At 60.2% G+C, this 20,193-nt stretch carries 17 protein-coding genes; 12 read left to right on the forward strand and 5 right to left on the reverse strand.

The features are described from left to right. The first annotated feature begins 129 nt into the window (after positions 1-129). Positions 130-1,749: a VPA1262 family protein gene (locus ACHH0Z_RS00005; RefSeq protein ID WP_395149481.1), complete on the forward strand. Its 1,620-nt coding sequence runs from the start codon at positions 130-132 to the stop codon at positions 1,747-1,749. 168 nt (positions 1,750-1,917) lie between these two features. On the opposite strand, the gene ACHH0Z_RS00010 is transcribed toward ACHH0Z_RS00005, so the two are convergent. Further along, positions 1,918-2,748, reverse strand: coding sequence for a MurR/RpiR family transcriptional regulator (locus ACHH0Z_RS00010; protein ID WP_008502123.1), 831 nt, complete (start codon positions 2,746-2,748; stop codon positions 1,918-1,920). Between the two features lie 291 nt (positions 2,749-3,039). Between ACHH0Z_RS00010 and ACHH0Z_RS00015 the strand changes: the two genes are divergently transcribed. From ACHH0Z_RS00015 to iolB, 10 genes are all read left to right on the forward strand, one after another. Next, a complete protein-coding gene (locus tag ACHH0Z_RS00015; RefSeq protein WP_395149482.1) occupies positions 3,040-4,545 on the forward strand; it encodes a CoA-acylating methylmalonate-semialdehyde dehydrogenase in 1,506 nt (501 codons plus the stop codon). 11 nt (positions 4,546-4,556) lie between these two features. Further along, a complete protein-coding gene (iolD, locus tag ACHH0Z_RS00020; RefSeq protein ID WP_045406074.1) occupies positions 4,557-6,482 on the forward strand; it encodes a 3D-(3,5/4)-trihydroxycyclohexane-1,2-dione acylhydrolase (decyclizing) in 1,926 nt (641 codons plus the stop codon). A 304-nt stretch (positions 6,483-6,786) separates the two neighbouring features. After that, positions 6,787-7,773 carry an inositol 2-dehydrogenase gene (gene iolG / locus ACHH0Z_RS00025; protein WP_023294280.1) on the forward strand — a complete coding sequence of 329 codons (987 nt, stop codon included), beginning with the start codon at positions 6,787-6,789 and terminating at the stop codon, positions 7,771-7,773. Between the two features lie 31 nt (positions 7,774-7,804). Then, positions 7,805-8,734, forward strand: a complete 930-nt coding sequence (locus ACHH0Z_RS00030) for a sugar ABC transporter substrate-binding protein (protein WP_008502118.1) — start codon at positions 7,805-7,807, stop codon at positions 8,732-8,734. A 54-nt stretch (positions 8,735-8,788) separates the two neighbouring features. Then, positions 8,789-10,336: a sugar ABC transporter ATP-binding protein gene (locus ACHH0Z_RS00035; protein ID WP_021241823.1), complete on the forward strand. Its 1,548-nt coding sequence runs from the start codon at positions 8,789-8,791 to the stop codon at positions 10,334-10,336. Between the two features lie 11 nt (positions 10,337-10,347). Beyond that, positions 10,348-11,376, forward strand: coding sequence for an ABC transporter permease (locus ACHH0Z_RS00040; protein ID WP_008502116.1), 1,029 nt, complete (start codon positions 10,348-10,350; stop codon positions 11,374-11,376). A gap of 8 nt (positions 11,377-11,384) precedes the next feature. Further along, on the forward strand, positions 11,385-12,518 hold the full coding sequence (locus ACHH0Z_RS00045) for a Gfo/Idh/MocA family protein (protein WP_025912799.1): 1,134 nt from the start codon (positions 11,385-11,387) through the stop codon (positions 12,516-12,518). 12 nt (positions 12,519-12,530) lie between these two features. Continuing rightward, a complete protein-coding gene (gene iolC, locus ACHH0Z_RS00050; protein WP_045406077.1) occupies positions 12,531-14,435 on the forward strand; it encodes a 5-dehydro-2-deoxygluconokinase in 1,905 nt (634 codons plus the stop codon). Positions 14,436-14,446: 11 nt separating this feature from the next. Further along, positions 14,447-15,337, forward strand: a complete 891-nt coding sequence (gene iolE, locus ACHH0Z_RS00055; protein WP_023325854.1) for a myo-inosose-2 dehydratase — start codon at positions 14,447-14,449, stop codon at positions 15,335-15,337. 9 nt (positions 15,338-15,346) lie between these two features. Beyond that, complete coding sequence (gene iolB / locus ACHH0Z_RS00060) at positions 15,347-16,171, forward strand: 5-deoxy-glucuronate isomerase (protein WP_044597829.1); 825 nt, start codon at positions 15,347-15,349, stop codon at positions 16,169-16,171. Positions 16,172-16,226: 55 nt separating this feature from the next. On the opposite strand, the gene ACHH0Z_RS00065 is transcribed toward iolB, so the two are convergent. The 3 genes from ACHH0Z_RS00065 to ACHH0Z_RS00075 are packed head-to-tail and all read right to left on the reverse strand — an operon-like array spanning position 16,227 to position 18,728. Beyond that, on the reverse strand, positions 16,227-16,970 hold the full coding sequence (locus ACHH0Z_RS00065) for an alpha/beta fold hydrolase (protein WP_045406079.1): 744 nt from the start codon (positions 16,968-16,970) through the stop codon (positions 16,227-16,229). Between the two features lie 11 nt (positions 16,971-16,981). Then, positions 16,982-17,449 carry a DUF6130 family protein gene (locus tag ACHH0Z_RS00070; protein ID WP_045406081.1) on the reverse strand — a complete coding sequence of 156 codons (468 nt, stop codon included), beginning with the start codon at positions 17,447-17,449 and terminating at the stop codon, positions 16,982-16,984. 49 nt (positions 17,450-17,498) lie between these two features. Then, complete coding sequence (locus tag ACHH0Z_RS00075) at positions 17,499-18,728, reverse strand: MFS transporter (protein WP_045406083.1); 1,230 nt, start codon at positions 18,726-18,728, stop codon at positions 17,499-17,501. 97 nt (positions 18,729-18,825) lie between these two features. Between ACHH0Z_RS00075 and ACHH0Z_RS00080 the strand changes: the two genes are divergently transcribed. Continuing rightward, on the forward strand, positions 18,826-19,716 hold the full coding sequence (locus ACHH0Z_RS00080; protein WP_045406085.1) for a LysR family transcriptional regulator: 891 nt from the start codon (positions 18,826-18,828) through the stop codon (positions 19,714-19,716). On the opposite strand, the gene ACHH0Z_RS00085 is transcribed toward ACHH0Z_RS00080, so the two are convergent. Further along, on the reverse strand, positions 19,713-19,901 hold the full coding sequence (locus ACHH0Z_RS00085) for a YfgG family protein (RefSeq protein WP_021241815.1): 189 nt from the start codon (positions 19,899-19,901) through the stop codon (positions 19,713-19,715). The two genes, ACHH0Z_RS00080 and ACHH0Z_RS00085, sit on opposite strands and share 4 nt — an antisense overlap. Positions 19,902-20,193: the final 292 nt, after the last annotated feature.

Here is a 20,193-nt window from a genome sequence, read left to right on the forward strand (position 1 = left end):
GCCCGCACTCCACGCTGAATTATCAGACACCGTCTGAATTTGCAGCGGGCTGGAGAAAGGGTCATTCTGAGAATGAAGATTCCGACGTTACTAACTGAGTGTTGTATCTAATCGTGGGGGCAGGTCAGTATGGTTACTAAGTTTGGAAATGAAGTTGAGAATCCCATGATGCAACTGATTTTCGATTCTAGCAAGACGTCAGTTGTACCACGACGTTATGAGTCTCTAAACTTTCTCGAAAGGTCTGGAGTGGGCAGAGTACTCAGTGTATGGTTCGGCGAAATGTCATTGCAGGGCTTAAGTGGTAATCAGTTAAGAGCGCAGATGATGGCGTTAGGCTTATTAAATGATAACTCGCTTATTTTGCACGATGGGTTACATAATTTCATCAATAACAAACAAGTTATTAACTCTAAGGACTTTAATGTGACTTGGGGTGTGCTGGGAGAAGTGCTAGCACATTCTCCCGCTGGGGACTTAGAATGTGACGTTATTGAATCAAAAAGCGATTTTCTTAAGTTATTGAGTCAATTTGTTGTGGAATCGTTCGATCGCCTACATGAAAATACAGATAAGGAGCTGGCTGTAGTTGACGTATGGTTCTTTCGAAAAACTGTAGAAGCCTTACTGCACAGCCCTTATCGCACGGAACAGCTATTCCATTCGACAAAATACGCAGCCCTCACTTGGCCAGAGTACTTTGCCATCAAAATCTTATGGTGTCATGCTCCGGATTGCTTGTTGACGATCGCCGAAGCGCAGATCTCTAGATTGCAAATTGAGCACGAAGAGTCGGAGATCATGCGGTTGTCTCTGTTGAGCCAGATAGTTAGCGAAGTTTCCCTATCGATACAGTTCAAAATCAGCAACATTCAACGAGATAGCCTTATCCATCGCAACCAAGGATTACTAAAATGGCTGGGGTTTAATGCAATAGAAAGACAGTTAGATATACCCGCAGGACTCACGTCAGTATTGTCGTGTCTGGAAACCCTTACTCATCAGGAACGAGTGCTCGCCTTAGGTTGGATGATTAACCATGCAGCCAAGGATTCCAATAAAGAGAAAATTTATAAAGATTTGGTAGAAGCGCTGCATGAGGAACTACCAGAGAAAATATCTATGGAGGAATTGCGGTACTTGGTCGATTCCATGCGAGGACATATGAAGCAATTAGCATGGGCTGAGCCTTGGTTGTCTCAAGATGTAATTTTACCGTTATTGCAGAATGCCCGTGCCTCCACTGAGGATGCATGTGATATATGGATACAGGAGTTGGTGAGCATGCTTGGGCCGCGACTGAACAATCAGTCTCGCTTGTTTGAACGAACCCGTGAAGGGCAGATGACTAACATTGCTTCGTTTCTTTTCGCCAACAGTAACACCTCTCAGCGAGAGTTAAGCCTGACGATGATGAATAAAATCTTAAACCGACAGCGACAAATCATACAACAACCACTCGCCAGCACGTCTAACTGGAGCCAATGGGACGATGCGCTGAGAGTGTCATTATGGATACTTGCTTTTGCTAAATGGAGTGAGTTTTATCTAAGTGCGCTAGGTACGTTCGATCAAAACTTAGAACGGTTATCAGGTGATGCACAAAGGCTTGCCATGGTTAGAATGAAAGAAGAATGGCAATCCGAAGATGTTGGTATACAGAGCGAACTCATTGAGTTCCTAGAGCAGGGCGAGAGACTATTAAGTGAAGGCGGTAGGCTGAAAAACGATTTTCATAAGCTAGATTAAAGTGCGAAAGATTATTTAAATGGTATTTTTTATGGTATTCAACCTATACATATCAGTATCTATTTGTTAATAATTGCTTTTTTTTCTGATGTTTATAATTGAGTGGGAATAACTCCCCTCTGAATTAACACCAAAACCCTCTGCCTGTGCAGGGGGTTTTTTATTTTCCTATTTCCCTTCACCCAACCGATACGCCAGCGCCACCACCAGCGACTGCACCAGGCACAGCGTTGCCGACTGAGACCGAAACGCATCCACCTGCGCCTCTTTCACCACAAAGCAGAGGTCGCTGAACGTCGCCAGGGGGCTGATCTGGCTGTCCGTAATCACAATCTGCCGCGCGCCGACGCTGGCGGCGGTTTCGCTGACCATCACCGTCTCTTCCGCGTACGGCGAGAAGCTGATCGACACCACGATGTCGCGCGCCTTAATGCGGCTGATCTGCTCGCGCAGCATCCCGCCCATGCCGTCGAGCAGGATAGGACGGCACTCCAGATGGCTCAGAGCATAGGTGAGGTACGCGGCGACGCTAAAGGAGCGGCGCAGTCCGGCGATGTAGATGGTGTCGGCGTCGGCCAGCAGCTGTACCGCGCGCTCCAGCATCTCCGGCTCGGCGCGGGCGGCCAGCTGCTGTAGCGCCTGGGCGTTTGAACGGGCGAACTCCTGCAGGATATCGAGGGGCGTTTCCGGCACGGCCTCGCTCTCCATCTCGCGAAATAGCCGCGCGCGGTCGCTGTAGCTGGCGGTCTCCTCCACCAGGTTCATGCGAAACAGCTGTTTCATTTCGTTGAAGCCGGTGAAGTCAAAGGCGTTGGCAAAGCGGATCAGCGTCGAGGGCGGCACGTCGGCGCGCTCGGCAATAACGGCAACCGTATCAAAGGCCACGCTGTTGGTGTTATCCAGCACGTAGCGGGAGACCTGCTGTAGCCTCTTGCTCAGGCTATCGTAGCGATCGCGGATTTGCTGCTGCAGTTCGTTCAGGCTGGTTGCTGTCGTCATCTTTTCCCCCAAATACAGTCATATGATTCTAAACGCAAAACCGCGTCTTTTAAATGTCGGCCATCCATCTGGCAGCAAAAATGAAACAGAAGATTCAGTCATTTCCTCGCCCGAGAACCCTTAATAGCGCACGCGGCGTCAGTGGTGCTGGCTGTTAACATAAAAATCCATCCTTGATCACAATAATCATCATTTATTTTATTTCAACTTAAAATGGAATATTTGTTTCATATATAGTGTTCAGTACACAGTGTTCAGGTCAAGTCACGTATCAACAGCGAGAGGTTAAGGATGGAGACGGTAGCGAATTTTATTCACGGCGAATGTGTCACCGGTTCAGGCCAGCGCGTTCAGGCGATCTTCAACCCGGCCACCGGCGAGCAGATCCGCCAGGTGGTGATGAGTACGGCACAGGAAACGGAGCAGGCGATCGCCGCCGCGCAGCAGGCGTTTCCGGCGTGGGCGCGTCATGCTCCGCTTAAGCGCGCGCGCGTGATGTTCCGCTTCAAAGCGCTGCTGGAAGAGAACATGGATCGCCTGGCCCGCCTCATCAGCGAAGAGCACGGCAAGGTCTTCTCCGACGCGGTGGGCGAGCTGACCCGCGGCCTGGAAGTGGTGGAGTTTGCCTGTGGTATTCCGCATCTGCAAAAGGGCGAACACTCGGCGAACGTCGGGACCGGCGTCGACAGCCACTCGCTGATGCAGCCACTCGGCGTCTGCGCCGGGATCACGCCGTTTAACTTCCCGGCGATGGTGCCGATGTGGATGTTCCCGATTGCGCTGGCGACCGGGAATACCTTCGTGCTGAAACCGTCGGAAAAAGACCCTTCTCTGGCGCTCGCGCTGGCGCAGCTGCTGAAAGAGGCCGGCCTGCCGGACGGCGTCTTCAACGTGGTGCAGGGTGATAAAGAGTCCGTTGACGTGCTCCTGACCGACCCGCGCGTGCAGGCGGTGAGCTTTGTCGGCTCCACGCCGATTGCGGAATACATTTACCAGACCGCGTCCGCCCACGGTAAGCGCTGCCAGGCGCTGGGCGGTGCGAAAAACCACTGCATTTTAATGCCGGATGCCGACATGGAGATGGCGACCAACGCCACCGGGGCGGCGCCCGCGGGGGGGGCGGGCGGGCGCGGCTGGGCGCTCTGGGTGGTGGTGGGGGTGGGCGAAAACCCCGCCGATGGCCTCTGCACCCGGCTGGAAAAACAGATTGCCGCGCTGCGCGTCGGGCCGGGGCTGGACCAGACGCCGGAAAACGAAATGGGGCCGCTCATCTCCTCCGCGCACCGCAGCAAGGTGCTGGGCTACATCGACAGCGGAGAAGCGCAGGGGGCGACGCTTCGCGTGGACGGTCGCGGCTTCAGCGTGAAGGGCCACGAGCAGGGCTACTTCGTCGGGCCGACGCTGTTCGATAACGTCACCCCGGAGATGACCATCTATAAAGAAGAAATTTTCGGCCCGGTGCTTTCTGTGGTGCGCGTAGCAGATTACGCCAGCGCGGTGGACCTGATTAACCGCCATGAATATGGTAATGGCTCGGCAATCTTCACCCGCGACGGCGGCTGCGCGCGCCGCTTCTGCGAAGAGGTGCAGGCAGGTATGGTGGGCGTCAACGTGCCGATCCCGGTGCCGATGGCGTTCCACAGCTTCGGCGGCTGGAAGCGTTCCATCTTCGGCGCGCTCAACGTCCACGGCAACGACGGCGTGCGCTTCTACACCCGAATGAAAACCATCACCGCGCGCTGGCCGGAAATGCAGCAGGAGACAGGCGCTGCGTTCTCCATGCCGACGCTGGGCTGACAGGAGATTTTATGCAAACCGAACGTATGACCATGGCCCAGGCGCTGGTCCGGTTCCTGAATCAACAGTACGTCAGCGTGGATGGCGATGAAACGCCCTTCGTGGAGGGCGTCGCCACCATCTTTGGACACGGCAACGTGCTGGGTATCGGCCAGGCGCTGGAGCAGGATCCGGGCCATCTGCAGGTGATGCAGGGCTGCAACGAGCAGGGCATTGCCCATATGGCGACGGGATTTGCCAAACAGCACCGCCGTCAGCGCATCTTTGCCGTCACCTCCTCCGTCGGGCCGGGTGCCGCCAATATGGTTACGGCGGCGGCAACCGCCACGGCGAACCGCATCCCGCTGCTGCTGCTTCCGGGCGATATCTACGCCAGCCGCCAGCCGGACCCGGTGCTGCAGCAGATCGAGCAGTATCACGATCTGAGCATCAGCACCAACGACTGCTTCCGTCCGGTCTCCCGCTACTGGGACCGCATTAACCGCCCGGAGCAACTCATGAGCGCGATGCTCAGCGCGATGCGAACGCTTACTGACCCGGCAGATACCGGTGCGGTGACGATTTGCCTCCCGCAGGACGTGCAGGGGGAAGCTTGGGATTACCCGCTGAGCTTCTTCGCGCGTCGCGTGCACCACATCGAGCGTCGTCCGCCCGATCCGCAGCGTCTGGCGCAGGCGCGGGCGCTGATCGCCCGCAAGCGTCGCCCGCTGGTGGTGTGCGGCGGCGGCGTGCGCTATTCCGGCGCGCATGAGGCGTTTCGCGACTTTGTCGAGACGCTGCAGCTGCCGTTTGCCGAAACCCAGGCCGGAAAGGGGGCGCTGGTAAGTGACCACCCACTTAACCTCGGTGGCGTAGGGGTGACGGGCGGGATGGCGGCCAACCAGCTCGCGCCGCAGGCCGACCTGGTGATCGGCATCGGCACGCGCCTGACCGACTTTACCACTGGCTCCAAGGCGCTCTTTTCCCATCCGGACGTGGAATTCCTGCTGCTGAACGTGGCCGAGTTTGACGCCCTGAAGCTGGACGCCACGGCGCTGATTGCCGACGCTCAAACCGGGCTCGAGGCATTGACCCACGCGCTTGGTGATTACCGCAGCGGCTGGGGAGAGGCGATCGCTGAGGCGAAATCTGCCTGGCGCGACGAGTGCCGTCGCCTGTGGGATCGCCAGTGGCGTCCTGACGACGCGCCCGAAGTGGCGGGGCACCTGGACGCGCGGCTGGCGGAATACGGCGAGGCGCTCAACACCCGCCTGACCCAGACGCGGGTGCTGGGGCTGATCAACCAGCATGTGGAAGATAACGCCATCGTGGTGGGCGCGGCCGGTTCGCTGCCGGGCGATTTACAGCGCCTCTGGCAGGTCAAAACGCCGGACAGCTATCACCTGGAGTACGGCTACTCCTGCATGGGCTACGAGATTGCGGCAGCCATCGGCGCGAAGCTTGCCCGACCCGAGCAGCCGGTGTACGCCATGGTGGGGGATGGCTCCTACATGATGCTCCACTCCGAGCTGCAAACCGCCGTTCAGGAGGGCATTAAGGTCACCGTTCTGTTGTTTGATAACGCCAGCTTCGGCTGCATTAACAACCTGCAGATGGGGCACGGCATGGGCAGCTTTGGCACGGAAAACCGCCATCGCAACCCGGAAAGCGGGCGGCTTGACGGGCCGCTGGTGAAGGTCGATTTTGCGCAAAATGCGGAAAGCTACGGCTGCCGCGCGTGGCGGGTAAACGATGAGCAAAGCCTGCTGGCGGCGCTGGAGGCGGCCCGCGTCCATCCTGGCCCGACGCTGCTGGACATCAAGGTGCTGCCGAAGACCATGACCCACGACTACGCCTCCTGGTGGCGAACCGGCGATGCGCAGGTGGCGAAGTCGTCTGCCGTGCGTGAGGCCGCGGAGCAAACGCAGTCGCAGGTGAAAAAAGCCCGTCAGTATTGAGTTTTCCCGAAGTAACGAAATTTTCATTTCATTTTTGTTTTCCCCTCATCCTAACCCTCTCCCTCAGGGAGAGGGGACGGCTCGGTGTGGTTTTTTACTCCCTCTCCCTGAGGGAGAGGGCCGGGGTGAGGGGAGTTGCCGCACGTTCACCTGTGTTGTGAGATTGATAACAAAATTTATCTCATTCATCTCAAAAGTGTTAACCCGCACTCAAAAACATAATTTTCACTAATTATAAAAATGAAATAAATGTTTTATTTATAGAGTCGTTAGTTCACAGCATTCACCAACACCGGGAGCCGTTATGTTTAACATTGCTTTACTGGGCGCTGGCCGAATTGGCCAGGTACATGCAGCTAACATCGCCAGCCACGGCGCGACCACGCTCTGGTCCGTGGTTGATCCGAATCAGGAATTTGCCACCCGCCTCGCCACGCAGTATCAGGCCCGCCAGCAGAGCCTGGATGAAGCGATGACCGACCCTAACGTTCACGCCGTGCTGATTGCCTCCGCCACCGATACCCACGCGGACCTGATTGAAATGGCCGCCCGCCACGGCAAGGCCATCTTCTGTGAAAAGCCGGTACACCTCGACCTCGCCCGCGTGCGCGACTGTCTGAAGGTGGTCAAAGAGTACGACGTGCCGCTGTTTATCGGCTTTAACCGCCGCTTTGACCCGCAGTTCCGCCGCGTGAAAACCGACGCGCAGGCCGGGCGCATCGGCAAGCCGGAATCGCTGCTCATCATCTCCCGCGATCCGTCTCCGCCGCCCGCGGAGTACGTGCGCGTCTCCGGCGGCATGTTCCGCGATATGACCATTCATGACTTTGACATGGCGCGCTTCATCATGGGCGAAGAGCCGGTGTCGGTGTATGCCCAGGGCAGCAACCTGGTCGATCCGGCGATTGGCGAGGCGGGGGACATCGATACCGCGTTTATCGTCCTGAAATACGCTTCCGGCGCGATGGCGACCATCGTTAACAGCCGCCGTTCATCTTACGGCTACGACCAGCGCCTGGAACTGCACGGCTCCGAAGGGCTGCTTTGCGCGGGCAACATTCTGGAAAACCAGGTGCAGCACTACGGCAAACAGGGCTGCACCAGCGCGCTGCCGGAACACTTCTTCCTGCAGCGCTACAAATCCGCTTACGCCGCGGAATGGGAACACTTTGTTGCGGTCCTGCGCGGCGAAGCGGTGCCTGACTGCAGCGGCGATGATGGTGAACGTGCGCTGTACCTCGCGGATAAAGCGCTGGAGTCGCTGCGCAGCCAGCGCGAGATCGTCCTCTAAACACCACAACCCTACACAGAGAGACATAATAATGAAAAAACTGATCGTAGCCGCCCTCATCGCCATGACGTCCGGGGCCGCCCTCGCCGAAAACGAGCAAATTGTTTTCAGTACGCCAAACCTGGCCATGCCGTTTGAAGTTCACATGCAGCGCACGGCGGTAAAAGCCGCAAAAGAGATGGGCGTGAAGCTTCAGGTGCTGGACGGGCAGGGCAGTTCACCGAAGCAGGTGGCTGACCTGGAAAACGCCATCACCCGCGGGGCGCAGGGCTTTATCGTCTCCCCGAACGACGTGAACGCGGTCTCCAGCGCGGTGGATGAAATTCAGGATGCGAAGCTGCCGGTGGTCACCCTTGACCGCTCCGTCGACAGCCAGAAAAAAGTGCCGCACTTTGGCGCCAACAACTACAAGGGCGGCCAAGCGATTGGCGATTTTGTGAAAACCAAATTCCCCGACGGGGCGGAAATCATTCTGCTGACCGGCCAGCCGGGCTCCTCCTCCAACATCGAACGCACCAAAGGGATCCGCGACAGCCTGAAGGCGGGTGGCGATAAGTACAAGATCGTCGCCGATCAGACCGGCAACTGGATGCGTTCTGAAGGGATGCGCATCGTGGAAAGCGTGCTGCCCTCGCTGCCGAAACGCCCGCAGGTGATCCTCTCCGCCAACGACGACATGGCGCTGGGGGCGATCGAAGCCCTGCAGAGCCAGGGCGTGAAGCCGGGCGAAATTCTGGTCACCGGCTTTGATGCGGTACCGGAAGCGCTGGCCCGCGTGCGCGACGGCTGGCTGGCGGTGACGGCGGATCAGCGTCCGGGCTTTGCGGTGCAGACGGCGATGAGCCAGCTGGTGGCCAACGTGCGCGAGAAAAAAGCCATCACCGGGGCCGACTACCCGCCGACGCTGATCACCAAAGAGAACCTGCAGCAGGCTGAGCGTATCGGTGAGGCCGGTAACTGATTTATCCGCAGCCGTCGCTGGCGCGGCGGCTCACTCTAAAGGAGGAGCAGACCGATGTCGCAACCCTTACTGAAAGTGACCGACCTGGCAAAAAGCTTTTCCGGCGTCTGGGCGCTAAGCAGCGCCCAACTGACCGTCGGCGCGGGCGAGATCCACGCTCTGCTGGGGGAAAACGGGGCGGGTAAATCCACGCTGCTGAAGGCGCTCGCGGGGGCGCAACCGCAAACCCGCGGGGAGATCTGGTTCAACGGCGAAACGCTGCCGGTGGACGACTCCCCGGTGGAACGGCAGAACAAGGGCATTATCACCATCTATCAGGAATTCAACCTGCTGCCCAACATGACCGTCGCGGAAAACATGTTTCTCGGGCGCGAGCCGCGTAAACGTAACCTGATCGTCGACGAAAAGGCGGTCAATCAGGAGGCGCAGGTCATTCTCGACTATCTGCAGCTGAACGTTGCACCGACCACCCCGGTCGCCCGCCTGAGCGTTGCCCAGCAGCAGATGGTGGAGATCGCCCGGGCGCTGACCCTCAACGCCCGGCTAATCATTATGGACGAACCGTCCGCCGCGCTGAGCGACAGCGAGGTGGAAAGCCTGCACCGCGTGGTGCGCGAGCTTAAAAACCGCGGCGTGAGCATTATCTATGTCACCCACCGCCTGCACGAGGTTTTCCAGCTCTGCGACCGCTTCACCGTTTTCCAGGACGGCCGCTTCACCGGCACCGGCGCGGTGGCGGAGACCAACGTCGAACAGCTGATCCGCCTGATGGTCGGGCGCGACGTGGCCTTTAATCGCCGTCCCGCCAGCGAAACGCATCATGAGGACAAACCCGTCCGCCTGGCGGTGAAGGGGCTGAGCCGCGAAAAGCCGCCGCTGGATCCGCACGGCATCGCCCTGCACGACATCAGCTTCCACGTCCACGCCGGGGAGGTCTTAGGCATTGCCGGACTGGTGGGCGCCGGGCGCACCGAGGTGGCCCGCTGCCTCTTTGGCGCGGACGCGTTTACCTCGGGCAGCTTTGAGCTGGACGGCGTGCCCTACCAGCCGCGCGACCCGCTCTATGCCCTTGACCAGGGCGTGGCGCTGGTGCCGGAAGACCGCAAAAAAGAGGGGGCGGTGCTGGGGTTGTCGATTCGCGACAACCTGTCGCTCTCGTGCCTCTCCTCGCTGCTGCAGTGGCGCTGGTTCGTGAACACCCGCAAAGAGGACGACCTGATCGAGTCCTACCGCAAGGCGCTGCAGATCAAAATGGTCAACAGCGCGCAGGAGGTGCGCAAGCTCTCCGGCGGTAACCAGCAAAAAGTGATCCTCGCGCGCTGCATGGCGCTCAACCCGCGGGTGCTGATCGTCGACGAGCCGACGCGCGGCATCGACGTGGGGACCAAATCAGAAGTGCACCAGGTGCTGTTTGACATGGCGAAAAAGGGCGTGGCGGTGATCGTGATCTCCTCCGATCTGCCTGAAGTGATGGCGGTGTCAGACCGGATCATTACCCTGAGCGAAGGGCGAGTGACCGGCGAGATCCACGGTGACGACGCTAACGAAGAACGGCTGATGACGATGATGGCCATCAACCACAACGCCCTGAACGCGGCATAACGGAGTTTCTCATGACGCAGATGATTTCTAAAACGCAGGCCCCGGTTAAACGCGCCGGACGCATCGATCCCATCGCCTTCTTTGAGCGCTTCGGGGTGCTGATTTTCATGATCCTGCTGCTGATCTTCTTCCAGTCGCAGAACAGCAACTTTTTCTCTGAACGCAATATTTTCAACATCCTGACCGAAGTCTCCATCTACGGGATCATGGCCGTGGGGATGACCTTCGTCATCCTGACCGCCGGGATTGATCTCTCCGTGGGCTCCATTCTGGCGGTGTGCGCCATGACCGCGGCGTACGTGATTAAGGGCGACAACTTCACCACCGTCGACCCGAACGCCTGGGGCGGCATGAGCTGGCTGATTGGGCTCGGGATTTGTCTGGCGATGGGCACGGCGATTGGCTTCCTGCACGGTCTGGGCGTGACCCGCCTGCGCCTGCCGCCGTTCATCGTCACCCTCGGCGGGATGACCATCTGGCGCGGCCTGACGCTGGTGATCAACGACGGCGCGCCGATCGCCGGGTTCGATCAGGGCTACCGCTGGTGGGGGCGCGGGGAGCTGCTCGGCATCTCCATTCCGATCTGGATCTTCGCCATCGTCGCCCTCGGCGGCTATCTGGCGCTGCATAAAACCCGCTGGGGCCGCTTCGTCTACGCCATCGGCGGTAACCCGGAGGCGGCGCGCCTGGCGGGGGTGAACGTCAAGCGCGTGCTGGTCAGCGTCTACGTGCTGATTGGGTGCCTGGCGGGGCTGGCGGGCTTCATTCTGAGCGCGCGTCTGGGGAGCGCCGAGGCGGTGGCCGGGATCTCCTTTGAGCTGCGCGTCATCGCCTCGGTGGTGATTGGCGGCACCTCGCTGATGGGCGGCTACGGGCGCATCGGCGGCACCATTATCGGCTCCATCATCATGGGGATTCTGATTAACGGCCTGGTGCTGATGAACGTCTCGGCCTACTACCAGCAGATTATCACCGGGTTAATTATCGTTCTGGCGGTGGCGTTCGACACCTACGCCAAGAGCCGTCGCGGCGCACTGTGAGGATCACGATGAAAGAGGTTCGTATTGGATTGATTGGCACCGGGTATATCGGCAAGGCGCACGCTATCGCCTATGCCCAGGCTCCGACGGTGTTCAACCTGCGGGGCAGGCTGGTGCGCGAGATGGTGGCGGAAGTCACGCCGGAGCTGGCGGCAGCGCGCGCGCAGGCGTTTGGCTTCAACCGCTCCACCGGCGACTGGCGGGCGCTGGTGGCCGACCCGGCGATTGACGTGGTGGATATTTGCTCACCCAACCACCTGCATAAAGAGATGGCGCTGGAGGCGATCCGCCACGGCAAGCACGTCTACTCGGAGAAGCCGCTGGCGCTGAACGCCCATGACGCGCGCGAGATGGTCGACGCCGCGAAGCGGGCCGGGGTGAAAACGCTGGTGGGGTTCAACTACATGAAGAATCCGACGGCGCAGCTGGCGAAGGAGATTATTGCCCGCGGCGAGATTGGCGAAGTGATCCACTTCTACGGCACCCACAACGAAGACTATATGGCCGACCCGCTCTCGCCCATTCACTGGCACTGCTTCAAAGAGACCGCCGGGCTGGGGGCGCTGGGTGACCTCGCGGCGCATATCGTCAACATGGCCCAGTACCTGGTCGGGGAGATTGAGCAGGTCTGCGGCGACCTGAAGATTGTGGTCCCGGCACGTCCGGCAAAGGCCGGATCGTCAGACATGATTGCCGTCGAAAACGAGGACCAGGCCCACGCGATGGTGCGCTTCGCGGGCGGGGCGCAGGGCGTGATTGAAACCTCCCGCGTCGCCTGCGGCCGCAAGATGGGGCTGTCGTACGTCATCACCGGGACGAAAGGCGCCATCAGCTTTACCCAGGAGCGCATGGCGGAGCTGAAGCTCTATCTGCATGACGATCCGGTAAACCGTCAGGGGTTTCGCACCCTGCTCGTCGGCCCGGCACACCCGGACTACGCCGCGTTCTGCATGGGTGCAGGCCATGGGATTGGCTTTAACGATCAAAAAACGGTGGAGGTGCGCGACCTGGTGGACGGGATTGCCGCCGACGCGCCGATGTGGCCGGACTTCGAAGAGGGCTGGAAGGTGTCGCGCGTGCTGGACGCGATCGCGCTCTCGCACCGGGAAGGCCGCTGGCTGAACGTGAATGACATTGTCTGATGAGGTATCAACGTGGAAAAGCAGTTTGATGTGATATGCATGGGCCGCGTGGCGGTAGACCTCTACAGTCAGCAGATTGGTGCCCGTCTGGAGGATGTGTCGAGCTTTGCCAAATACCTCGGCGGCTCGTCCGGCAACGTGGCGTACGGCACCGCGCGCCAGGGGCTGCGCTCGTCGATGCTGGCGCGCGTGGGTGATGAACATATGGGCCGCTTCCTGCGCGAAGAGCTAAATCAGGTGGGCTGCGATACCAGCCATCTGATTACCGATAAAGACCGCCTCACGGCGCTGGTGCTACTCGGCATTAAAGACCGGGACACCTTTCCTCTGATTTTTTATCGCGATAACTGCGCGGATATGGCCATTACGGCCAGCGATGTGGACGAAAGCTACATTGCCTCCGCACGGTGTCTTGCCATCACCGGGACTCACCTTTCTCATCCTCAGACCCGCGAGGCGGTGCTGACGGCGCTGGGCTATGCCCGCCGTCACGGCGTGCGCACGGTGCTGGACATCGACTACCGTCCGGTGCTGTGGGGGCTGACCTCCTTAGGCGACGGCGAAACGCGTTTTATCGCCGCGGATAAGGTCACCCGCGAGCTGCAGGAGGTGCTGCACCTCTTCGACGTCATTGTCGGCACCGAGGAGGAGTTTCACATTGCGGGCGGCAGCACGGAGACCCTGCAGGCGCTGGGGCAGGTGCGTGCCGTGAGTGACGCAACGCTGGTCTGCAAGCGCGGCGCCCTCGGCTGCTCGGTCTATACCGACGCCATTCCACCCCGGCTTGACGACGGCCTGACGGTGACCGGCGTGCGCGTGGAGGTGCTGAACGTTCTCGGCGCGGGGGACGCGTTTATGTCCGGCCTGCTGCGCGGCTACCTGAACGACGAGGGCTGGGAGCAGGCGTGTCGCTATGCCAACGCCTGCGGCGCGCTGGTGGTCTCGCGCCACGGCTGCGCCCCGGCGATGCCGAGCAAAATCGAGCTGGATGACTATCTCTCCCGCGCTGCGGATGTGCCGCGTCCGGATCTCGACCCGCGTCTGAATCATCTGCACCGGGTCACTACCCGCCGCCGCGAATGGCCGGAGCTGTGCGTGATGGCCTTCGATCACCGCAGCCAGCTTGAGGATATGGCGCTGCAGTGCGGGGCGTCGCTTAAGCGCATTCCGGCGCTCAAGCAGCTGATCCTGCAGGCCAGCCGCGAGGCGGCGAGTCGCGTCGGGCTGGAGGGCAAAGCGGGCCTGCTGTGCGACGGTACGTTTGGTCAGGACGCGCTCAACGCCATTACCGGCGAGGGGTGGTGGATTGGTCGCCCCATTGAGCTGCCTGGCTCGCGTCCGCTGGAGATGGAGCACGGCAACATCGGCACCCAGCTCATCAGCTGGCCGCAGGAGCACGTGGTGAAGTGCCTGGTCTTTTTCCACCCGGAAGATGCTCACGGCCTGCGCCTGGAGCAGGAGCAGAAAATCGCCGAGGTGTACCACGCCTGCTGCCAGTCCGGGCACGAGCTGCTGCTGGAGGTGATCCTGCCTGCGACCATGCCGCGCAGCGACGAGCTCTACCTGCGCGCCATCTCCCGCTTCTACAACCTCGGCATTTACCCGGACTGGTGGAAGCTGCCGCCGCTTTCCGCCGAGGGCTGGACGGCACTGAGCGAGATTATCGAACGCCGGGACCCGCACTGCCGCGGGGTGGTGATCCTCGGCCTGGACGCCCCGGCAGAACAGCTGCGCGCCGACTTCAGGGCCGCAGCGGGGCAGCCGCTGGTTAAAGGCTTCGCCGTAGGGCGCACGCTGTTCGGCGATGCCTCCCGCGCGTGGCTGAAGCACGATATTGACGATGCGCAGCTGGTGGCGCGCATCCGGGACAACTACCTGCAGCTTATCGCCTGGTGGCGCGAGCGCGGACACGCATAATGGAGACGACAATGAGTGTACAACTGGGCATTAACCCGCTGACGTGGACTAACGACGATCTGCCTTCTCTGGGCGCAGAGACGCCGCTGGAGACCTGCCTGAGCGAAGGTAAAGAGGCCGGTTTTGCAGGGTTCGAACTGGGCAATAAATTCCCGCGCGAAGCGCGGCTGCTTGGCCCCATCCTGCAGCGCCATGACCTGCAGCTGGTCTCCGGCTGGTACTCAGGCCGACTGCTGGAGCGCAGCGTGGAGGCGGAGATCGCCGCCGTGCAGTCCCACCTGACGCTGCTGCGCGAGCTGGGGGCGAAGGTGCTGGTGTTTGCGGAAGTGAGCGGCTGCATTCACGGCGAGCAGCAGACGCCGGTGCATCTGCGTCCGCGTTTCCCACAGGCACGCTGGAAGGAGTATGGCGAGAAGCTCACGGAATTTGCCCGCTACACCCAGCAGCAGGGGGTGCAGATTGCCTATCACCACCATATGGGGACGGTGATTGAGTCCGCTGACGACGTGGACAACCTGATGACCCACACCGGGGAAGAGGTTGGACTGCTGCTGGACACCGGTCACCTGACTTTTGCCGGGGCCGATCCGCTGGCGGTGGCGCAGCGCTGGGCGTCGCGTATCAACCACGTTCACTGCAAAGACGTGCGTGCCGACGTGCTGGCGGACGTGAAAAACCGTAAAACCAGCTTCCTTGATGCGGTACTGAGCGGCGTGTTTACCGTGCCGGGCGACGGCTGCGTCGATTACCCGCCGATCATGCGGCTGCTGAAGGCGCAGGACTATCATGGCTGGCTGGTGGTGGAGGCGGAGCAGGACCCGGCGGTTGCCCATCCGCTGACCTACGCCCGTCTGGGGTATAACAACCTGAGCCGTCTGGCGCGCGACGCCGGACTGATTTGAGGAGGTGACATGTCACGTCTGTTATCACGCTGGCAACAGCCGAACGCGGAGGGGCGGACCCAGTCCGTCACGCCGGAACGCGCAGGGTGGGGATACGTCGGCTTTGAGGCGTATGAGCTGCAGGAGGGGCAGCAGCTGACGCTGCCCGCCGTCAGCGAAGAGCGTTGCCTGGTGCTGGTCGCCGGGCGCGCCTCCATCAGCACGCCTTCCGCGCAGTTTAACGACATCGGCGAGCGGATGAGCCCGTTCGAGCGCATCAAGCCGTGGGCGGTGTACGTTACCCCGCAGGAGACGGTGCAGGTGAAGGCGCTGACGAGGCTCGAGCTGGCGGTCTGCGCTGCCCCCGGCAAGGGCACGTATCCGACGCGGCTGATTGCGCCGCAGGATATCGACGCTGAAGCGCGCGGCAAGGGCCATAACCAGCGCTACGTGCACAACATTCTGCCGGAAGATAAGCCCGCCGACAGCCTGCTGGTGGTGGAGGTCTGGACCAACGAGGGCTGCACCAGCTCGTACCCGAGCCACAAGCACGACACGGATAACCCGCCCCGGGAGACTTACCTGGAGGAGACCTACTACCATCGCCTCAACCCGGAGCAGGGGTTCTGTATGCAGCGGGTTTACACCGACGACAGAGCGCTGGATGAGTGCATGGCGGTCTACAACCGTGACGTGGTCATGGTGCCGAAGGGCTACCACCCGGTGGCGACGATGGCCGGGTATGACAGCTATTATCTCAACGTGATGGCCGGGCCGGTGCGCAAATGGATGTTCACGTGGGAAGAGGACCACGCGTGGATTAATCGGGATTATCCCGCGGATGGCGGGCACTGAGGCTATTTTTTTGCCGGGTGGCGCTGCGCTTACCCGGCCTACAATTTACAAAATACTATTTTGCTTCAATCGCCTGCTCAATCGTCCGGGCGATAGCCTCCGGCTGGCTCACCATCGACACGTGGCTCGCGGAGACCTCGGTGGTTTTCGCATGGATCGTCTTCGCCATCGCACGTTCAAGATCGGGGTTGATCATTCGGTCATTTTTGCTGACCACAAACCAGCTCGGCTTATCATGCCACGCCGCGTGGGTCACCTTTTCACCAAACGCATCGGCCTTAATTGGCCCCTGCGTGGCCTCGATTGCAGTTTGTTCCTCGGGCTTCACGTCCGGCGCGAAATCCTTCCTGACGGCGTCCGTTGGCAGATATAAATAGCCGTCCGCCGTTTTGGTGATGCCCGCGCTGCCCGGCGGCGGCGGGTAGCTTCCCGCAAGGTCCGCCGTCGACTGGCCGGCATCCGGCGCGAACGCCGCCACATACACCAGCGATTTCACCCGCGCATCGTTGCCCGCTTCGCTAATCACGGTGCCGCCCCAGGAGTGACCCACCAGCACGACATCCCCCTGGGCGCGGGCGATGGCCCGCTTTGTGGCCGCAACGTCATCGTTAAGCGACGTAAGCGGCAGCTGGACGGCAATGACCTCTGCGTGCTGTTTCTGCAACAGGGTAATCACCTTATTCCAGCTGCTGCCGTCGGCAAACGCGCCGTGCACCAGCACGACGCTGGTTTTGCTCTGCGCAAAGGCACTGGCGGAAAGCGCCAGCAGGCCTGCCGTCAGTACAGTCAGTGCTTTCATCTTCAGACTCCTTAAAAATGGTGGACCGCCGCATGAGGCGGAACGGTGAATTCAATGGTTTTGTGGTCGAGCGGCTTGTGCGTCGGGTCGGCCAAAATAATCGTCACCTTGTGTTTTCCGGCGGGGAGTCCCACCAGAATCACCGGCTCTCCGCTGGCGTCAGCCCAGTGCCACGGCGCGCCGTCCACCACCACGTGAATGTGCCCGATGCGCGGGGTGACCTTGAGCGCTTCAGGTCCGAATACCGGCTCGATGCGCAGGTTTTCGGCACGGTACTGGATAAACACCGCGCCTTTACTCAGCGGCCCGGCAAGCGGCGGATCGACGATCAGTTTTGCCGGCGGTTGCGGCTGCGCCAGCGGGGCAACGGCGGCGGGGCCGTTAACGTCCGCGGCGCTCAGGTTGTCCAGCGGCGTGGCCTGGGCATGTGTTACAGAGGCCAGGACGAGCAGGGGTAAAATTGCGTAACGACGAATCATGGTTCTCTCCTCATCGGTTCTGAATGACGACAGGGAAAGAAAACCATTTTTATGTATCGGAGATATTTGCCGGAGGGGGCGTTTTGTACCCGTTTGTCAGCGCGTCGCGCGGGATACAGTGCGATACAGTTTGCCTCCCGGGACGGCGCACGATCGCTATCGCCAGCCCGGCAATCACCAGCGTTAACCCCGTCGACACTCCCATTGCACCCGCGATCCCCAGCGTTTTGTTCAGCCACGCATAGGCAAACGGTGCGGCTGCGGCCATCAGCTGGCCCGGGATAAGCAGCATGCCCGTGCGGCGGGCATAGCTTTCCGCGCTAAACAGCTCCAGTGGCAGCGTGGCTTTTACTATGGTGACCAGCCCGTTGATGGCGCCGTAGCCCAGCACAAACCCGGCCGCGCACCAGACAAACAGGACGCTGCTTATTCCCACAAGAAAACACAGCGGCATGGCAAGAGCGGTAAAGAGCGTAAGTTTGAAGGGGGTTAAGCGGCCACCTGCCAGCACCTCCAGCGAGCGCGCGCCCGTCTGGCCGATCCCCCACAGCATGCCGATGGCGACCGGCAGGCCAAAGTGGGCAATAAACTCCGGCAGATGGGTGGAGGTGCCGTTAGAGACAAAGGTGATAAGGGCGATGAAGGCCGCATAAAGCCAGGCGTTACGTCGCTCGTTGCGCAGGGGCGGCGCAATGGCCTTCGTGTTTTCCGTCAGCCGCTGCCGGGGAAGCGTGCGGATCAGCACTGCGCTCAGCAGGCCAAGCAGGGCATAAATGCGTAACGCGTCCTGCCAGCTCATGATGTGAAGCAGGCCATCGCCCAGCGGCCAGAAGACGGCGGAGGCCAGCCCGCCCGCCAGCGTGACGCGTGAGATCGTTCTTCGCGCCTGCTGCCCGTAGAGGTTGACCAGCGCGGCGAACAGCGCATCGTACAGCGACAGGCGCATCCCAGTGCCGGCGACAATCCAGGCGCTGTACCAGCCATAAAGCGTCCGGGTATACGCCATTTCTGCGCAGCTTGCGGCGATCAGCAGCGTTCCAACCATCACCACTTTTTGACCGCCAAAGCGTGCCAGCAGGCGGGCGACAAAAGGAGATACCGCCGCCATCACCAGCATCGCCAGCGTCAGGCCGAGGTAAATCTGCGGTGACGACCATCCCCGGTCGGCTGAAATGGCCCGCGCAAAGGTGCCGGGCATATAAAATGAAATCCCCCAGTTGATGAGTTGATTACACCCGGCGGTGAGGGCGAGGCGACGAGGAAGGGCAGAGGTTTCCATGAGTTTTCATTCCGTTATGCAGTTGTCCTGAGCATAACGGGCGCGGTATTGTGCTGGCAGGGCTGCAACCTTATGCACGGTATAAGAGAAACTTTGAATGACGACGCTTAATCTGGGCTATCTCGCCACCTTCCGCCTGGTTCACCAGCGCGGCAGCTTTTCAGCGGCAGCGGACGTTCTGGGCCTCTCCCAGCCCGCCGTCAGCCTGCAAATACGCCAGCTGGAGCAGTTTCTGCAAACGCGGCTGGTGGAGCGTACCGGGCGAGGGATTAAGGCGACGGCTGCCGGAGAAACCTTGCTGGCGCACGGGGAGCGTATTCAGCAGGTGGTGGATGACGCCATCCGGGCCGTGAATGCGTTTAGCCACGACGTGAGCGGCACCATTACCCTTGGCACGGGGGCGACGGCCTGCATTCATCTTCTGCCGCCGCTGCTGGAGCAGCTACGCCGCGACTATCCGCTCCTGAGCGTGGGAGTCACGACGGGCAACACCCTCGACATCGTCAGGGCCATTGAAGAGAACCGTCTCGATATGGGGCTGGTGACGCTGCCGGTGAGCGGCAGAGCGCTGGACGTCATGCCGGTGATGGACGAAGAGTTTGTCTTTATCGCCTCAAGGGAGCAGCAGGACGCTTTCAGGGAGTTAACCCCGGAGGCGCTCCATGCCCAGCCGCTGATCGCCTTTGAGACAGGCAGCGGGACCCGGGCGCTGATCGATGGCTGGTTTGCCGCCCATGGGGTAGCGATGGCGCCGGTGATGCAGCTTGGCAGCATCGAGGCGATCAAACGCATGGTTCGCGCGGAGCTGGGCTACAGCATCGTGCCGCGAATGGCGGTAGAACAGGATGCCGATCGCGAGGGGCTGTGCGTGATGTCGCTGACGCCCATGCTGCAGCGGCAGCTGGCGGTGGTGATGCGGCAGGATAAAATCCTCAGCAAAGGGATCGCGGCCCTTATTCGGCTCGTACAACATCCTTCGGGGGGTTAGCGGTCAGCGGTGTCGACGGTCAGGCTGGATTGCTGTGACTGGGTTTTGTCCTGATGGTGGTACCAGGCGCCAATCGAAGAGTAAACGAAGCGGCCAAAGAAAAACAGGAAACTGATAAGCAGTATGATGCGGGTCATTCGGGTGTTAAATCGATGTCGTTTGCGCATACGCGTGACCTGACTCACTCTGTTTTTCCTGGATAAGCCCTCCCGGGCGATGAGGATATTAAGGCACAGCGGGAAGATGGGGTCAATTCTGTGATGTGTAAATAACCGTCAACGTTTGCATTAACTATTGTTATTGAAATTAATAATTGCATTTACCATATTGATAATATGAAGAAAATTATTTCACAAAATTCTTCTGCAAGGCTTATTTGCGTGAAATAGTTTGATTTAAGTCAACGGATTCCCGGCTCTGATATTTAAAATCCCTCCTCCACACTGTTCACTCTGCACGTCGCGGGGTGGCGCCAGG

Source organism: Enterobacter cloacae complex sp. 2024EL-00227 (assembly GCF_043945315.1).
GTDB classification, from domain to species: Bacteria; Pseudomonadota; Gammaproteobacteria; order Enterobacterales; family Enterobacteriaceae; genus Enterobacter; species Enterobacter roggenkampii.

What these genes read in the sequence shown, in the direction of transcription:
- ACHH0Z_RS00005 (WP_395149481.1), top strand. Translation starts at nt 130, where the DNA reads ATGGTTACTAAGTTTGGAAATGAAGTTGAGAATCCCATGATGCAACTG.
- ACHH0Z_RS00010 (WP_008502123.1), bottom strand. Translation starts at nt 2,748, where the DNA reads ATGACGACAGCAACCAGCCTGAACGAACTGCAGCAGCAAATCCGCGAT.
- ACHH0Z_RS00015 (WP_395149482.1), top strand. Translation starts at nt 3,040, where the DNA reads ATGGAGACGGTAGCGAATTTTATTCACGGCGAATGTGTCACCGGTTCA.
- iolD (WP_045406074.1), top strand. Translation starts at nt 4,557, where the DNA reads ATGCAAACCGAACGTATGACCATGGCCCAGGCGCTGGTCCGGTTCCTG.
- iolG (WP_023294280.1), top strand. Translation starts at nt 6,787, where the DNA reads ATGTTTAACATTGCTTTACTGGGCGCTGGCCGAATTGGCCAGGTACAT.
- ACHH0Z_RS00030 (WP_008502118.1), top strand. Translation starts at nt 7,805, where the DNA reads ATGAAAAAACTGATCGTAGCCGCCCTCATCGCCATGACGTCCGGGGCC.
- ACHH0Z_RS00035 (WP_021241823.1), top strand. Translation starts at nt 8,789, where the DNA reads ATGTCGCAACCCTTACTGAAAGTGACCGACCTGGCAAAAAGCTTTTCC.
- ACHH0Z_RS00040 (WP_008502116.1), top strand. Translation starts at nt 10,348, where the DNA reads ATGACGCAGATGATTTCTAAAACGCAGGCCCCGGTTAAACGCGCCGGA.
- ACHH0Z_RS00045 (WP_025912799.1), top strand. Translation starts at nt 11,385, where the DNA reads ATGAAAGAGGTTCGTATTGGATTGATTGGCACCGGGTATATCGGCAAG.
- iolE (WP_023325854.1), top strand. Translation starts at nt 14,447, where the DNA reads ATGAGTGTACAACTGGGCATTAACCCGCTGACGTGGACTAACGACGAT.
- iolB (WP_044597829.1), top strand. Translation starts at nt 15,347, where the DNA reads ATGTCACGTCTGTTATCACGCTGGCAACAGCCGAACGCGGAGGGGCGG.
- ACHH0Z_RS00065 (WP_045406079.1), bottom strand. Translation starts at nt 16,970, where the DNA reads ATGAAAGCACTGACTGTACTGACGGCAGGCCTGCTGGCGCTTTCCGCC.
- ACHH0Z_RS00070 (WP_045406081.1), bottom strand. Translation starts at nt 17,449, where the DNA reads ATGATTCGTCGTTACGCAATTTTACCCCTGCTCGTCCTGGCCTCTGTA.
- ACHH0Z_RS00075 (WP_045406083.1), bottom strand. Translation starts at nt 18,728, where the DNA reads ATGGAAACCTCTGCCCTTCCTCGTCGCCTCGCCCTCACCGCCGGGTGT.
- ACHH0Z_RS00080 (WP_045406085.1), top strand. Translation starts at nt 18,826, where the DNA reads ATGACGACGCTTAATCTGGGCTATCTCGCCACCTTCCGCCTGGTTCAC.